The organism is Sinomicrobium kalidii (genome assembly GCF_021183825.1).
GTDB lineage: Bacteria > Bacteroidota > Bacteroidia > Flavobacteriales > Flavobacteriaceae > Sinomicrobium > Sinomicrobium kalidii.
Window position 1 is genome coordinate 963,244 of sequence record NZ_CP089211.1, and the last position, 16,288, is coordinate 979,531.

General features: G+C 43.8%; 15 protein-coding genes and 2 tRNA genes. 12 read left to right on the forward strand and 5 right to left on the reverse strand.

Translation table 11 applies throughout. The features are described from left to right. Positions 1 to 135 precede the first annotated feature (135 nt). The 5 genes from LS482_RS03720 to LS482_RS03740 all read left to right on the forward strand — a co-directional run bounded on the left by LS482_RS03720 (position 136) and on the right by LS482_RS03740 (position 6,323). Positions 136 to 858 (forward strand): LexA family transcriptional regulator, encoded by a 723-nt coding sequence (locus LS482_RS03720; protein ID WP_233030410.1) that lies wholly within the window; start codon positions 136 to 138, stop codon positions 856 to 858. Between the two features lie 549 nt (positions 859 to 1,407). Further along, positions 1,408 to 2,193 (forward strand): diadenylate cyclase, encoded by a 786-nt coding sequence (locus LS482_RS03725; protein WP_233030411.1) that lies wholly within the window; start codon positions 1,408 to 1,410, stop codon positions 2,191 to 2,193. A gap of 776 nt (positions 2,194 to 2,969) precedes the next feature. Beyond that, entirely contained in the window at positions 2,970 to 3,737 is a 768-nt protein-coding gene (truA, locus tag LS482_RS03730) for a tRNA pseudouridine(38-40) synthase TruA (RefSeq protein ID WP_233030412.1), read from the forward strand. A 132-nt stretch (positions 3,738 to 3,869) separates the two neighbouring features. Beyond that, a complete protein-coding gene (locus LS482_RS03735; protein ID WP_233030413.1) occupies positions 3,870 to 5,639 on the forward strand; it encodes an ABC transporter ATP-binding protein in 1,770 nt (589 codons plus the stop codon). Between the two features lie 189 nt (positions 5,640 to 5,828). Beyond that, the gene (locus LS482_RS03740) at positions 5,829 to 6,323 is read left to right on the forward strand and encodes a metallophosphoesterase family protein (RefSeq protein WP_233030414.1); all 495 of its coding nucleotides are present in this window, start codon (positions 5,829 to 5,831) and stop codon (positions 6,321 to 6,323) included. A 520-nt stretch (positions 6,324 to 6,843) separates the two neighbouring features. Here the strand turns inward: LS482_RS03740 and LS482_RS03745 are convergent. After that, complete coding sequence (locus LS482_RS03745; protein ID WP_233030415.1) at positions 6,844 to 7,254, reverse strand: DUF4293 domain-containing protein; 411 nt, start codon at positions 7,252 to 7,254, stop codon at positions 6,844 to 6,846. Positions 7,255 to 7,473: 219 nt separating this feature from the next. Between LS482_RS03745 and rho the strand changes: the two genes are divergently transcribed. The 7 genes from rho (at position 7,474) to LS482_RS03780 (ending at position 14,132) form a co-directional block, all read left to right on the forward strand. Then, positions 7,474 to 9,174 carry a transcription termination factor Rho gene (rho, locus tag LS482_RS03750; protein WP_233030416.1) on the forward strand — a complete coding sequence of 567 codons (1,701 nt, stop codon included), beginning with the start codon at positions 7,474 to 7,476 and terminating at the stop codon, positions 9,172 to 9,174. Between the two features lie 394 nt (positions 9,175 to 9,568). Next, complete coding sequence (locus LS482_RS03755) at positions 9,569 to 10,126, forward strand: GNAT family N-acetyltransferase (protein ID WP_233030417.1); 558 nt, start codon at positions 9,569 to 9,571, stop codon at positions 10,124 to 10,126. 113 nt (positions 10,127 to 10,239) lie between these two features. Beyond that, positions 10,240 to 10,959 (forward strand): response regulator transcription factor, encoded by a 720-nt coding sequence (locus LS482_RS03760; protein WP_233030418.1) that lies wholly within the window; start codon positions 10,240 to 10,242, stop codon positions 10,957 to 10,959. Then, the gene (locus tag LS482_RS03765; protein WP_233030419.1) at positions 10,943 to 12,313 is read left to right on the forward strand and encodes a sensor histidine kinase; all 1,371 of its coding nucleotides are present in this window, start codon (positions 10,943 to 10,945) and stop codon (positions 12,311 to 12,313) included. Before LS482_RS03760 ends, LS482_RS03765 begins: the two co-directional genes overlap by 17 nt. A gap of 75 nt (positions 12,314 to 12,388) precedes the next feature. After that, positions 12,389 to 12,868, forward strand: coding sequence for a hypothetical protein (locus LS482_RS03770; RefSeq protein WP_233030420.1), 480 nt, complete (start codon positions 12,389 to 12,391; stop codon positions 12,866 to 12,868). Positions 12,869 to 12,877: 9 nt separating this feature from the next. Then, entirely contained in the window at positions 12,878 to 13,390 is a 513-nt protein-coding gene (locus LS482_RS03775) for a hypothetical protein (protein ID WP_233030421.1), read from the forward strand. Then, entirely contained in the window at positions 13,371 to 14,132 is a 762-nt protein-coding gene (locus LS482_RS03780) for a YoaK family protein (RefSeq protein WP_233030422.1), read from the forward strand. The genes LS482_RS03775 and LS482_RS03780 overlap by 20 nt, the downstream gene beginning before the upstream one ends. A gap of 665 nt (positions 14,133 to 14,797) precedes the next feature. On the opposite strand, the gene rpsT is transcribed toward LS482_RS03780, so the two are convergent. The 4 genes from rpsT to LS482_RS03800 all read right to left on the reverse strand — a co-directional run bounded on the left by rpsT (position 14,798) and on the right by LS482_RS03800 (position 16,243). Then, positions 14,798 to 15,052 (reverse strand): 30S ribosomal protein S20, encoded by a 255-nt coding sequence (gene rpsT / locus LS482_RS03785; RefSeq protein WP_233030423.1) that lies wholly within the window; start codon positions 15,050 to 15,052, stop codon positions 14,798 to 14,800. A gap of 108 nt (positions 15,053 to 15,160) precedes the next feature. Beyond that, positions 15,161 to 15,232: transfer RNA gene (locus tag LS482_RS03790), tRNA-Glu, on the reverse strand. Between the two features lie 109 nt (positions 15,233 to 15,341). Continuing rightward, positions 15,342 to 15,413, reverse strand: a tRNA-Glu gene (locus LS482_RS03795). A gap of 149 nt (positions 15,414 to 15,562) precedes the next feature. Then, positions 15,563 to 16,243 carry a uracil-DNA glycosylase family protein gene (locus LS482_RS03800; protein WP_233030424.1) on the reverse strand — a complete coding sequence of 227 codons (681 nt, stop codon included), beginning with the start codon at positions 16,241 to 16,243 and terminating at the stop codon, positions 15,563 to 15,565. Between the last annotated feature and the right edge of the window lie 45 nt (positions 16,244 to 16,288).

Here is a 16,288-nt window from a genome sequence, read left to right on the forward strand (position 1 = left end):
CCAATAAAGGACTAAAAACATCTTACCGTAACCGCCTACTACATCAACCAACCTCTATTAATTTTTTATGAACCCGCTCATTGAGAAGGGTATGCAATCTATTTTCTCAACATGAGCACAAAAACTCATAAACATATGTTAAACACACCCAAATATAGACAACATTATGCGAATACACAAGAAAAAAAATCACCTGACGCGAGTTTTATTCTAAAAAAATTAAAAAATTACTTACAAGTAAGGACGAATATAGAACTCGCGGACCTTTTGGGAATTAAACCCAATACCATTTCCACATGGAAAAAAAGGAACAGTATGGATTACGAACTCATTGTTTCGGTATGCGAGAAATACGGTATTAACCTGAATGATATTTTCTACGATAACAACACGGTCTTCGAAGTTGAAAACACCGATCAAAACACCGGTATAAGTGTTATTACCAGGGATTTACAGTATCAATACGTTAATCACCTGGACGAAAGTTCTTTTCTGGAAAATATCCCGAGATACAATTTTCCATTTATCAACGGCAATAACATGAGGGCTTTCCAGGTTACCGGAAACATGATGTACCCCACCCTGGAAGACAACGCTATTGTAATTGGCCAACGCCTCAATTCGCCAAATGAAATCAGGGACAATAAAAATTATGTTATTGTGAGCCAATTGCGAGGCATCTTCATCAACAGAGTGCGAATATCATACAATTCGCCCGGAGAACTTTTACTTGTTAATGACAATAAAATAATCCCCCAGGAAATAAAAATCAGTAGTGATGAAATTACGGAAGCCTGGGAAGTTAAGGCCAAATTAAGCTACTCTCTCATAGAAGAACCTGTAATACAGCAATTTTGACCAAACTCTGCAAATAATCCCGGAAAAATCAACAATATTTTAAAATAAGAAATACTTATAAAAGTAACATGAAATATAATTTTTCGTTATTTTAATTAAAATTACCGGCCGCCTGGAACGCACACAAACGCATTTCGAAAAATGACAATACCAATGTGTCAGTCTAAAATTATCATGCATTAAAACGCAAATAATCCGGGTTGTTTTAAAATTCGTTTTTTTGACCCCGGAAAATACATAACCCGGGATGAACATTCCTGATTACACATCATAACAATAAACTATTTAAAAACACGATCGAATAAAATAAAATTATTCACCTGCAAAAACCGCCTTTTATAATTTCGGTGTAACGTCTTTTTTTTATTCTGTCGCCTCATAGCATGGCACCCGAGTCTTTCGCGCCCATATCTTTTTATTTTGCGTTTTCTGAAAAACAGGTCTCCGCACTTCGATCGCAGATAAAATTCTTTTCCTGCCCGTTGACATTTTCTTTCTGTTTTGTCCTTTCGTACTTTTTTTTGCTAATTTTACACAAAAGCAAATACCTTGAAGATATTTGATTTTCTCAATTTCACAATTATCGACCTTGTAGATATTGTACTGGTAGCCTTTTTACTGTATTATGTATATAAACTGGTAAAAGGGACTGTTGCAGTCAATATCTTTATCGGTTTTGGTATCATCTATCTTATCTGGAGAATTACCGAAGTGTTGCAGATGCATATGATGAGCAGTATTTTCGGCAGTTTTATGAGTGTCGGATTTTTTGCACTCATCGTACTCTTCCAGCAGGAAATCCGCAAATTCCTCCTAACCATAGGCTCCACCAACCTGGCCAACCGGAAAAACATCAAAAAGTATTTCCGTTTTTTCAAGGATGATGGTTTTGACATCCAGACCAATATAAAAGCCCTTGTGACCGCCTGCGAAAAACTCGGAAATTCCAGGACCGGCGCTTTGCTGGTGATAGAACGCAACACCCCGCTCGACTTTGTAAAGAATACCGGGGACAACATGTACATCAAAATAACCGTCCCCATCATAGAAAGTATTTTTTACAAAAACAGCCCGTTGCACGACGGAGCAGTGATCATAAACGGTAACTATATTGTGGCCACACGGGTTGTACTTCCCGTATCCAATGAAAGAAGTATCCCTTTAAGGTTCGGCCTCCGGCACCGCGCCGCCATAGGCATAACAGATAAAACCGATGCGGTTGTACTCGTGGTCAGTGAAGAAACCGGACAGATTTCCTATATTAAAGACGGCCAGTTCACCCTCTTTGACAATACGGATGAACTCATTACACTTATCGAAGAGGACCTGGGTTAAATAACCTGAATAACGGACCGGAAAAACAACAGTTCTACAGGACTGAAATACTTTTGACTCATGTTGCTTAAACATTATTCACGTTGACCAAACCACAAACCTTTGAAGCCCGGAAAACAGCCATAAACACAACCCGGTTTACGCCGGAAGGGGTTCGGTTTGCTGCATACGCAAATGCAAAAACGACCAACTGAAAACCGGTCCGCCCCCTTACCGGGGTATTTTTACAACTCATCTATCCCGGTTCGGGGTATACGTATTCCCTTAGAACATGTTTAAAAAAGATTCACATAAAATATTGAACTCCATATTCTGTTCACGCTGCTAAGCAACAAATTGCAAAGGCCCGGACCTTCCACAATTCCGACTGCGTTAGTACAGGCAGGCTAAGGACAAAGTACCATTAAGTTTTTTACAAAGGAAGGAATGTCGAACCGCAGAATGACGAAGTAATATATAATACAACGCATAAAACTTTAGCATTCGCTGTTCGGCATTCATTATTCGTTATTGATTTCGTTATCACCGTGTTATACTATAACTCCCGTGTACAAATCTCTGCGTCACTTCGCCTGCCCTGTCCATGTCGGCAGACAGGTTTATGAGGTTCTTTGGAATTTTACCTGTCACAGGCCTTATTTAACCGCAGGTTACATAAACTATTCTATTGAAATTAAGAGCCCGTCCGAATATGTAACCTGAAAAGTGCACTCCATTCCTTTCGCTCCATAAACGAATAACTTCTTATCTTTGTACCTTCAAAAGACCATTTTCCCTTGCGCTATTTTATAGAGTTATCATATCACGGAAAGCATTATCACGGCTGGCAAAGGCAACCCAATGCCCCTTCCGTGCAGGAGACACTGGAAAACGGGCTTTCGCTATTGCTCCGGGAACCCGTAACTATTACCGGGGCCGGAAGAACAGATGCCGGGGTACATGCCAGGCAAATGTTTGCCCACTTCGATTCCGAAGCCGGGCTGCATACCAAAGATTTTGCCTACAAGCTGAATGCATTGCTTGCCAGGGATATTGCCATACACCGTATATTTACGGTAGCCGACGAGGCGCATGCCCGTTTCGATGCCGTATCAAGAACATATGAATACTGGATCAATCAAAGTAAAAACCCGTTCCTGGACGGGCTGTCCTATTACCTGCGGCACCCTCCGGATATCGACAAGATGAACCGGGCGGCAGAAATCATAATGAAATATTCGGACTTTCAATGCTTTTCAAAGTCAAAAACCGATGTAAAAACATATTTCTGCGAAATATCCCATGCCCGATGGGTATTTACAGACGAAAAACTGGTCTTTACCATCACGGCAGACCGGTTTCTCCGCAATATGGTCCGGGCCATTGTGGGGACCCTCCTGGAAGTAGGGTCGGGAAAAATGCCGGTAGAAAACGTTAAAAAAATCATAGAAAGCAAAAATAGAAGTGAAGCGGGCGTGTCAGTTCCCGCACATGGTTTATATTTAACCCGAATTGAATATCCTTTTGTCCGGAATGAAAAGGAGCATCATGGCAACCGGACATAGGTACCGGGGCACACCGTTCCGGACACGGAAAAACAAACGCATCCCGGAAAACAATAAAAGCAACCGGGCCGGATATAACAAAGAGCGCCTCCGGGCTTAACAAACTGTCCCGGCCCTAACCCTAAAAAAGTAATGAGCACCAACAAAGGAACTGCATTTGACTTCAGCCTTTTTAAAAGGCTCATGAAACACGCACGTCACTACAGGCTTATCTTTTACAGTGTGGCACTTATTGCCGTCCTGGTATCCGTGTTTTCCGTAGCCAGACCTTACCTGCTCAAGATCACCGTAGATGATTACATACAACACAAGGACTACGAAGGCATGCTGTTTTTTATAGTCCTTATGATCATAACACTCATTTGCGGTGTTGTCAGCCAGTTGTCTTTTATCTATTACGCCAACTGGCTGGGGCAGTCCATCATCAGGGATATCCGTATACAGCTCTTAAAGCACATGCTCGGGTTTAAGATGAAGTATTACGACAATTCCTCCATAGGCATACTGGTAACCAGAGCCGTAAGTGACATGCAGCGCATCGGGGAAATATTCAGCCAGGGACTTTTCATGATCGTGAGCGACCTGTTGCAAATGTTTGTCGTGGCCGGGGTAATGCTTTTTACAAGCTGGAAACTCTCCCTTATTGTATTTGCCATACTCCCCCTTATCCTTTATGCCACACGCCTGTTCCAGAAGGCCATGAAAGTGGCTTTTACAGAAGTAAGGGCACAGGTGGCCAACCTCAACTCTTTTGTTCAGGAACGCATTTCGGGAATGAAGATCGTACAGCTCTATACCCGGGAAGACATCGAGCACAAAAAATTCGGGGAAATCAACGAAAAACACAAAAAAGCCTGGCTCAAGACCGTTTGGTACAACTCCATATTCTTCCCCGTGGCCGAACTGGCCTCTTCCATAACCATCGGGCTCGTAGTCTGGTACGGGGGACTGCGTACCATTGCGGGGGACGATATCGAGCTGGGGAGCGTTTTCATGTTTATCGAAATGTCACAAATGCTGTTCCGTCCGCTGCGACAGATCGCCGATAAGTTCAACACCCTGCAAATGGGAATGGTAGCCGCCGGTCGTGTATTCGGCATACTGGACACCAGCAGTTCTATTGAAGACAAGGGCATGGTTACGGCCAGCAACCTCAAGGGACACATCCGTTTCAAAGACGTACATTTCGGATACCTGAAAGACGAGGAAGTGCTGCACGGCATCTCTTTTGAGGTCAAACCCGGTCAAACCATCGCCATTGTAGGTGCTACGGGAGCAGGAAAATCTACCATTATCAATCTCCTGAACCGTTTTTACGAAATAAATTCCGGAGCCATACAGATTGACGGAGTGAATATCAGCGACTATGCACTCACGTCCCTGAGAAGCCGTATTGCCGTAGTATTGCAGGATGTATTCCTCTTTGCCGATACCATATTCCACAATATTACCCTTAAAAACCCGGAAATAACAGAACAACAGGTTCACGAAGCGGCCAAAAGTATCGGTATCCACGATTTTATAATGAGCCTCCCCGGCGGATATAATTACAATGTAAAAGAAAGAGGAACCATGCTGTCCAGCGGCCAACGCCAGCTCATCGCCTTTTTACGGGCGTACGTGAGCAACCCGGATATCCTGGTACTCGACGAAGCCACTTCATCTGTCGACTCCCATTCGGAACAACTCATTCAGAACGCTACCGAAAAAATCACCGAAGGCCGGACTTCCATCGTCATAGCACACCGCCTGGCCACTATTAAAAAAGCAGATAAAATAATGGTGATGGATGCCGGAAAAGTGGTGGAATCGGGTACGCACCGCGAACTCCTGCAAAAAGAAGGCGGTTACTACAAAAACCTCTACGAGGTACAGTTCATGGCCGAGGAAGAAACCATTTAAAATGTGTTGATCTGCCAATGTGCCGATCGGATAATGAAATAGGATTATTTTTATTTATGCGCACGATAATAATTGCTAAATAGCACCCCTCACTACTCCTTTTCAACCCGGACAATCCGAAAACCCAACATTGGCACATTAACTAATTGACACATTCGCTAATTAACCAATAAAACCTCAATTAATACAATGACTAAAATCCTGCTTTTATCCGATACCCACAGCCATATGGACAATACCATTCTCAAATATGCCAGGCAGGCCGACGAGGTATGGCATGCCGGGGATATCGGTAATCTCGCCGTGACCGACAGCCTGAAGAACACAGCTCCGCTCCGTGCGGTTTACGGCAATATTGACAGTGCAGATGCCCGAAAAGAATTCCCCGAACACAACCGGTTTATGTGCGAAGGCGTTGACATATGGATCACACACATAGGCGGGTATCCCGGGAGGTACGACAAAAGGGTCAGGGAAGAGCTGCGTAAAGACCCGCCCAAACTCTTTATTTGCGGGCATTCCCATATATTAAAAGTCATGTATGACAAAAAACTGGACCTGTTGCACATGAATCCCGGAGCAGCAGGCAAATACGGACTCCACCAGGTCCGCACCATGCTTCGCTTCGTTATAGACAAGGATCAGATCAGGGACCTTGAAATTGTGGAACTGGGAAAGAAATAGCGGAGTTAAAGAGGTAAAAGGAGATTCTTCGCTTCACTCCGAATGACACCTTCCCCATTTTAATAATAGAAAGTCTTGTTGTTGGGTTTACAGGTTATTGCGTTAATGAGGTATTCGGTTATTGAGTTCATGCGTGATGCCTAAATAACTGAAATACAATTTCACAGCCGGCTAAAACCACTGTACCTTTCAGCACACGTGGTTTGGTTTTTAGTAAGTGAAAGCAGGCAGGAAACCGGAAACGATCCCGGGTTTACAATATATCAGCCTCACATACAACATTCAACTCAAAAAACACTCGTGTATCCGTGGCAAAACCAAAACCGGAAACTTACAACAAACGAAAAACCCCACAACCTTTGATCCTGATCCCATAAAACCCATACGCTCCCTATCCCAAAAAGCCCGACAAACTAAAGCTCTCAAAAAACAAGGGTTTCCGAGCGAAGCGAGGGACAAAAAAACCCGCCTGCATAACACAGACGGGTTTTAACGCACTAATACTACTAAGATTTCAGGTTTATCGCAACCGGTCTACAGATTTTACGAGATCTTCATCCTTTTTGATGGCCTTATTGGCCAAAACTAAAAAAACGATAGAAACAACAGGAAGAAATATCCCAATACCCTTCTCTGAAATATTACTTTCTCCGGATAAATTTAGCGACCGATACGCAAATACTCCTAGTAAAATTAAGTTTAATATCATGTTCAATCTGTTCAGCACAAATTGATTTTTTCTCTTCTTAAACGCAAAGATGGAAATTACTCCCAAAATTGCCGACACTATGAACATTACCATGGCCCATAATTCTGATGCGGCATACACCGAAACGCCCTCAGCATCTTTCCACAAAGATAATACAAAAGGCAATACACCACTTACCAAAACCACAATAATTAGATATATACTCTGTATTCTTTGTAACATCTTCCTGCCAGAAATATGAGCAAAAATAAGAGTTCTTTTTAAAAAATACAGCCGGTTTATGAAAATAAATTTGTAATATTGCGGTATCCATTCGTAACCAACTCAAAACAAGGTTCGTTTGACTTCGATTTTTTTTTCACTTTGATGCTCATCCCAAAACATACAAACCGGACTTAACAGAGCACTTCAAAAGAATTAATTAACTTATTTAACATTTCAATGTTCGACATTTCAGATTTAAAAGGAAAGAAATTAGCTGAATTACAGGAAATTGCAAAAGGTTTAAGTATCCCCAAATTCAGGACACTTAAAAAAATGGATTTGATATACCAGATTCTGGACGTACAGGCGACAAATCCGAAAACTGTAACGGAGCAGAAAACCGCTTCATCTTCTGCAGGCAGTGGAGAAACTGCACCCAAGGAAAAGGAAAGAAAAACACGCAGGACAAGAATAAAAAAGGTTCCTGCCGATACACCATCCAAACCCAAGACCACACAAGACAGGGGAGACAGCAACGAAAAAAAGGCCCAGGAACACACTCCCCAGAAAAATACAATTCAGAAAAACACCCCCCAGGAGCACGCTCCACAGAAAAATACCCCCCAGCCTTCCCAGAAAAAGCAAAGAGAGGAAAAGCAGGAAGATACGGACAGCCAGCCCAAAGACAAGAAGAAGGAATACACGGCCGGCAAAGGGCAGCAACACCAGAAAAAAAGCAACAACAACAATAATCACCAGTCCTATAACAAGGAGAATTTCGACAAAGAAAAAAAGAACCGTTATAAAGACCCCGATTTTGAATTTGACGGTATTGTGGAAAGTGAAGGGGTACTGGACATCATGCAGGACGGATACGGTTTTCTCCGCTCTTCCGATTACAATTACCTTTCATCCCCGGATGACATTTACGTATCACAGTCACAAATAAGACTGTTTGGATTAAAAACGGGAGATACCGTGCTCGGTAGCATACGCCCCCCGAAAGAGGGTGAAAAGTACTTTCCGCTTATCCGGGTGACCAAGATTAACGGACTGGCACCCCAGGTAGTACGAGACCGCGTGGCCTTTGAACACCTGACACCGCTTTTCCCCGAAGAAAAATTCCGGATCGCAGAAAGGCAAAGTACGGTTTCCACCCGTATCGTGGATCTCTTTTCTCCTATTGGAAAAGGACAACGGGGAATGATTGTTTCCCAGCCCAAAACGGGTAAGACCATGTTGTTGAAAGATATTGCCAATGCCATTGCCGCCAATCACCCGGAAGTGTATTTGCTGGTACTGCTCATCGATGAACGCCCGGAGGAAGTTACCGACATGCAACGCAGCGTACACGGCGAAGTTGTGGCCTCTACCTTTGACGAGCCGGCAGACCGGCACGTAAAAGTGGCCAACATTGTATTGGAAAAAGCAAAACGACTGGTAGAATGCGGCCATGACGTAGTAATACTGCTCGACTCCATCACCAGGCTGGCCAGGGCGTACAACACGGTACAACCCGCCAGCGGGAAAGTACTGAGCGGTGGTGTGGATGCCAATGCACTGCACAAACCCAAGCGTTTCTTCGGAGCTGCGCGAAACATTGAAGGCGGAGGTTCCCTTTCCATTATAGCCACGGCACTTACCGAAACCGGCTCCAAGATGGATGAAGTGATCTTTGAAGAATTCAAGGGAACGGGTAACATGGAACTCCAGCTCGACAGGCGTATTGCCAACAGAAGGATATTCCCGGCCATCGACCTTATTTCGTCAAGTACCAGACGGGACGACCTTCTGCTCGACGAAAACACCATACAACGGATGTGGATCATGCGAAAATACCTTGCCGACATGAATCCCGTGGAGGCCATGGAATTTATGGACGGCCGTATTAAAAGGACAGCGAACAACGAAGAATTTCTGCTGACCATGAACCAGTAACAGGCCGGCCGTTCCTCCGGAAACGGTATCGTACAGCTCAAATAATAAACAATTCCCAAAGGATGAAACCGTTTTTCCTCCCTTTGGGAATTTTAATTAAAATAACGTGAATATTGGAGAAGAAAAAAGCTCCCCTCTTGAGGGACGGGGAGTTTGAACAGGCCCAAATTTTGGGTATATCCCCGGCTTTTGTATTTTTCCTGTGGCTTGGGCTTTCAAACCCTCCGACCAGACTAAAGTCTGCCCACCTCCCTTCTCCCGATCCCGATGGATATCGGTACAATCGGGATCAAGGGAGGAGCTTGTTTGACATCTCAAGCAAGGGGTGTAATTTTGAAAAGCTTTTTATTCATAGCGCTTAAACATTATTCACGTTAAAATACCTTAACCCAAAATGATAGCATACGATCTGGCCCGGTCTGAAACAGACCTTGAAGGCATACTCGAATTACAGCAAAAAAACTTCCCGGACAACCTGTCTCCGGAAGAAGCCAAAGACCAGGGATTCGTAACCGTACGCCACGACCCCGATATATTAAGCCGGATGAACAGGGAAGCCCAAAGCATTATAGCCAGGTACAATAACAAAGTCGTAGGATATTGCCTTGCGATGACAAAAAGCTTCAAAAACGACATCCCCGTGCTTATCCCCATGTTCAACACCATAGACGAACTGTCCTTTAACGGGAAAGCACTGCGCGATGTCAACTATATCGTATCCGGGCAGGTATGCATAGACAGGGAACACCGCGGAAAAGGTATTCTCGACAAGCTATATGCGCATTACAGGGACACCTATAAACACACTTACACCTATGTTATTACCGAAATAGTTACCACAAACCAAAGGTCGATAAAAGCCCATCAAAGGATCGGCTTTGAACACCTCTACAGCTATACCGATCCCGACAACACCGGCTGGGACATTGTTATCTGGGATTGGAATGCCTGAAAAAACAGCCCCTGTTTATCGCAAATTTTAATTTAACGGGGAATCCTTATTTTTATACGCGGATTTCAATGTGAAACCGTCATCATTCTTTTAAACAAAGAAACAGCCACAGCATGACATCTCCCGCAAGAAAAATATTACTCGTTGAAGACGACCCGAAGGTATGCTCTTTTATCAACAGAGGACTGAGCGAGGAAGGATTTGAAATGACCGTTGCCATGAACGGCAAACAGGGTTTGGAATGGGCGGAGTCGTCCGTTTTCGATCTTTTGATCCTCGATATCATGCTCCCGGATATCAACGGACTGGATATCTGCACGGCCGTCCGGAAAGACAATCAGCGCACTCCCATCCTGTTTCTTACGGCGCTGGGAAGTGCTGAAAATATTGCTCTCGGACTGGACAGCGGCGCAGATGACTACCTGGTCAAGCCCTTTAAATTCATAGAGCTCGTGGCACGGATCAAGAGCCTGCTCCGACGTTCCGATAATTTCGGCAACCGTTTTATACATGAAGAAGCGATATACAGGTTTGCCGATCTCGAAGTCAATGACACTACCAAGACCGTTACCAGAAACCGGGAAGAGATCAATCTTACTTCAACCGAGTATCGCCTGCTCCTCATGTTTTTAAGGACCCCCTACCGGGTACTTTCCCGCCAGGAAATCCTGGAACACGTATGGGGCGTAAACTTTGATATCGGCACCAACGTAGTGGACGTTTATGTCAATTACCTGCGGAAAAAACTTGAGAAAGTCTACAAAACACGCCTGATCCATACCGTTATCGGCATGGGTTACGTATTAAAGGATGAAGATGAACACGAGAAATAAGATCATAATATTCCTTACGGCCATAACACTTGGATACATACTGATCTTCAGCGGCTTTATATATTTTTCCATAGAAAACTATTCCTATATAGATTTCTACAAGCGACTGGAAATAAGGGCCATCACCGCTGCAAAAATTGAACTCGAACATCAGCAGGACAGCGATGTGCTCCGTGAAATCCGCCAGGAATTCCTGGAAAAACTCCCCAATGAAAAAATAAACATAGCAGATATTTCAGGAGTAAAAGCCGAAGTCAAGGCCAAAAAACTCGCTGTCCCCGTACATTTTATCGAAGAAGTCCTCAACAACGGCAAAGCTTTTTACAGCAGGAAAAACACCTACTTTTCCGGTATACGGTATCAAACCGGGGGAAAAAATTACCTGGTAGTGGTATCGGCCGAAAACTATTACAGCACGCATCATAATGCCTATCTGAAAAAAATGCTGATCGTGGCCCTGCTCATTTCCATACTCATTATTGCCCTCTTTGCTTTTCTCTTTTCCAAACTCGTGTTCAGGCCCGTTCAGACCATTATCAAGAAGATACGGGAGATAAGTACGGAAAATATGCACCTCCGCCTGGAAGTCCCCCAAAACAATGAAGAGCTCAGAAACCTGACACTTACCTTTAACGATATGCTCAATCGTCTTGAGACTTCTTTTGAGACACAAAAGAATTTTATAAGCAACGCCTCGCATGAATTAAACACTCCCCTTACTTCCATCATGGGAGAAGCGGAGGTAACCCTGGCCAAGGAAAGAAGCCCGGAAGAATACCGGGAAGCGCTTAACAACATACTGGAAGATGCCGAAAAACTCAGCAAAAAGACCGAAGCCCTGTTACTCCTGGCGCATACCGGTTACAACGGTAAAGTACAGAAGTTCGAACTGGTTCGCATAGATCAGCTCATCCTCGACGTAGAAGAAACCGTCAAAAAGATTTATCCCGGCTGCCAGATCCATATCGATTTTGACCTCCTTCCGGAAACCTCGGAAAAACTGAAGGTAAAAGGCAATAAACAGCTGCTTCACCTGGCCGTGTCCAACGTTTTGATGAATGCCTGCAAATATTCGGACAACAAGGAAGTCAAAATTGCACTGGGCGTTTCCAACGACCATGTTATCATTATCATCAAAGACCAGGGCATCGGTATACCCGAAAAGGAAATGCAATATATCTACGACCCTTTTTTCAGGGCCTCAAACACGGGAAATTACCACGGCTACGGTATCGGACTGCCGCTTGCGCGAAATGTGATCAAAATGCACCACGGCGTTATCTCGGTTTTTTCCACCAAAAACCGGGGCACAACGGTAGAACTCAAACTTCCCGTCAACACGAAAAAATTCTAATCTGATTTTAATTTGGCTCTAAGACGGTTCTAAAACCGGAGACATAGTTTTGTTTCACAACATAAAAACATTGCTATGAAAAACATCCTGGTGCCTACTGACTTTACAGTAGACTCTCTCGTACTGCTAAAAAAAGCCATCGAAAATGAAGACGAAAAGCTAAATCTCATACTGGCTTACGGAAAACCGCTTCCCTCATCCATATCGGAACTGGTTTTTTTCTCCAGGAGCAAAATCCTGGACTCGCTGGAAAGCCCGAGCTTTAAAGAAGCCAAGGGAATTCTGGAGAACCGTTACTTTTCCCGGGTCAATTCGCTCCGTACCGATATTTTCTTCGGAAAAAACCAGAATGCTTTCGATAATTTCCTGAAAGGGAATAAAATTGACAAGGCGTACATCCCCAATGATCCGAAATCCCTGCACCCGCGCCTGAAAAAGGGGTTCGACCTTACCCCTTTTCTGAAAAAAGCTGATCTGGAGTTGATCGAAATCACATACAGCAACCGGACTCCGATGACCGTAGAAGAAACACTGGCCAAATTATTAATCCCATAAAAAATTGCTATGAAAAAGAAAAAGTACAAACCCGGGATCAGGGCCACATATTTTATGGGATTCGGAAGCTGCCTTGTGCTCTTTATCCTTATGTCGGCACTGGCACCTGCCACGCCAGACACTGCCATCCTGGGCAAATGGCAGGAAGTTTCCTGGGAATACGAAAAGCTGCCCGGAGTACAGGCCGCCTCCCTCGGGAAGGCTATAAGCCATACGGCAAAGAATGAAATTACCAGGGATCTCGTTATTCATGAAGCGGAGACCTGGGAGTTCCTTCCGGATGGCAGGCTACTGCTTCACAATGACAAAAACCGGACAAAGCCCATGCACTGGACATTAAAATCGAGGGGGAACATCCTGAAACTGGACCACGGGGAAGTAGCGCCCGAGCACTATAACCTCCAGGTACTGAACGACGACGAAATGATCTTGTATTTCAATACCGATTTGCAGGCCAAAGGAATTGCAAAAATGAAATTCAAAAAAATACATCACAACAATTATGCTCAGAAAATTCAGTAACAGCAGAACTACAAAAGAAAATATCCAGTTAGGCTCATTAACTGCCTTTTCAGCCGGAATGGTCAACGTGACCTCGGTGATCGTCTTTTTTGCGTTTACATCTAACGTAACGGGGCATTACGCCATACTCGCAGAAGAAGTATCCAAGGGAAACTGGTACCAGGCGGCAGTAGTATTCGCATGGATATTCCTGTTCTTCGGAGGTAATTTCTGTTCCAATCTCATTATTATCAATTTCAACCAGAAAAACACATACCTCGCGCATGCCGCACCATTGGTCATAGAGGCAATATGCCTGCTTTCGGTAGGCACGTACGGGCAGTTCTTCTACAGGGAAACCCTTAATGAAACCGAGGTCCTCGTAGCCATAATGCTCTTTGCCATGGGCATCCAGAACGGGCTTACGGCGAGTATATCCAATTTCTCCGTAAAGACCACCCACCTTACCGGTCTTACAACCGATGTAGGACTCCTGACCTCCATGTTTACCAGGAAAGAATACCGGGAAAACAAGGCGCTCAGGGCCAAGGCCAGGGTATTATTTGCCATAGTTACCTGTTACCTCTCCGGAGGTATTTTTGCGGGTATCGTATATCAGAACATCGGTTTTATGGTGTTTTATATCGCCTCCGTGGTTATTGGTGTCATTATTAGTTACGAATACTACAAAATAAAAATAAAGAAGATGGTACGGAAGAAAAGGCGGGGACAAAAGTTCAAAACACCGGTCATGTCCAGGTGATTGACCGGATCACCGTTAAATCTCAGTTATGGAATATACATCTGTGACCTGAGAACATAAAGTTGAATTGAGTTATTAAATTTAAATGCTACAGGGGAAGTCCGGACATTGCTTTAACAGAGAAACACGGAGGACCTCAAAGAAGCACAAAGGTTTTTAGCGTATTTAAAAACATTTTCATGGATCATTCCTGAAAGTTGCGGACATTGTTGGGTTCAGATGTAAGACAGCAGGACATAAGAGGCACGACTTGCGATTTATGAAATGGTTCCTTTTGTTACAGGGTGGTAGTGGCCTCAATCGAGAGTCGTTTATTGCAGCCTTTGAGTAATGTGAAAAATTATGGTCTTGTTGCCGGATTAACAGGTTATTGAGTTCATGAGTTATTCAGTTCATGTGTGATGCCTAATAACTGAATAACCAAATAACTAAAATACAACCTCATTGGCAACATTCAACCCAAAAAACATTCGTGTATCCGTGGCAAAACCAAAACGGGAAACCGGCAACAAACAAAAAACCCCACAACCTTTGATCCTGATCCTATTTTTTGCATAGTCCACAACATTTGGGAATGATCCCTGATCTGTTCTCCCCTTCTGCAAAACAAAAAAGACCGTCTGAAAAAGACCGTCTTTTTTATTGATTCTATTTTCTATACTTCTTTACGCCAAAGAAGCAATATGTTTTGCCAGTCTGGATTTCAGGTTGGCCGCTTTGTTATTGTGAATAATATTCCTTTTGGCCAGCTTATCAATCATAGCTACTACAGACGGGAACAGTGTTTCGGCTTCCTTTTTGTCTTCAGTACTGCGCAATTTCTTGATCGCATTACGCGTAGTCTTGTGCTGATACCTGTTTCTCAGCCTCACTGCTTCATCCCTTCTAATTCTTTTTAATGCCGACTTATGATTTGCCATGTTTTGTTTCCTTAGCTATTAAATCTAAATAAATACGTTAAAATACCAAATATGGTACGGACTGCACAATGCATTCCGCTTTATAAGAGATCATCCTCTTATTATCTGTAGTCCGTAGGGGATTCGAACCCCTGTTACCAGGATGAAAACCTGGCGTCCTAACCCCTAGACGAACGGACCGAATTTAAAAATGAATAATTCATTATAAAAAAGTACCGCAAATATAGTAAAATACGCCAACTGCATTTACGCTTTTTTTATTTTAATCATTCATTTGCTCAAAGAACTGTAGCCCGTAGGGGATTCGAACCCCTGTTACCAGGATGAAAACCTGGCGTCCTAACCCCTAGACGAACGGGCCATAGGGTTTTTGTTTCAAATTGCGGATGCAAAAATACAACTATTTTAATATGATGCAATACCTAATTTATTTTTTTTCGGTTTTTCTGATAAATCTACGAACAGACCACTTCCGACACCTTTAAAATCCTTTGTCCCGGGTGAACTATTTTATTCCTTAAAAAATTGCTCATACTGCATCACCCTGAAATCTACGGTCGTAAAATCCGGGTTTTTCCGCTTCATCTCCTTATAAAAGGGAATACTCCCCACAGCCCTGTTGGCCGAACCGGAAGGCGCCGTCAATGAAACCGTTTTTATATTCCTGATCGCCCTGCCGTTTGCGGAGTGCGGCAATGTAAAACGGTGTATACGCGGTACCTCATCGGAGATCACTTCCAGCTTCATGTTATGTGTTTTGAGATGCCTCCTGAAAAAATATTCGGGGCCGTTCTTACTGTTTCCCCCGGTAAACAGAAGCGTATGCACTTCGGGATGTTCTTTAAGGTAACCGATCAGGTCCCTGTATTTTACATTCAGCATCCCCAGGTCGGAAGCGTCTATTTTTTCCCGTTCACAACTTTCCACGATGTCACAGATCCCGATCTTTTGTTCCCTCAAAAACGCCTTGCGCTGTGCAACGGCTTCGGGAGTAGTCTCGAATTTCAGGTCCAGGTCAAAAATCCTGTCCAGGATGGTCCAGAGCTGGCCGTCAATACTGCCGTAACAAAATTCCACATCTCCTTTTTTCAGCTTTCCGGTGGAAAACCTGGGCGGGGGCAATGTCCCGACAATAAGCCTCGTGGCCCCTTCGGGTATGAACGGCGGGAATGGATGTTTATGCGTAAACAATCAGATTGATTTTATGACTTATGATTATCAGGACACAGAACTTAC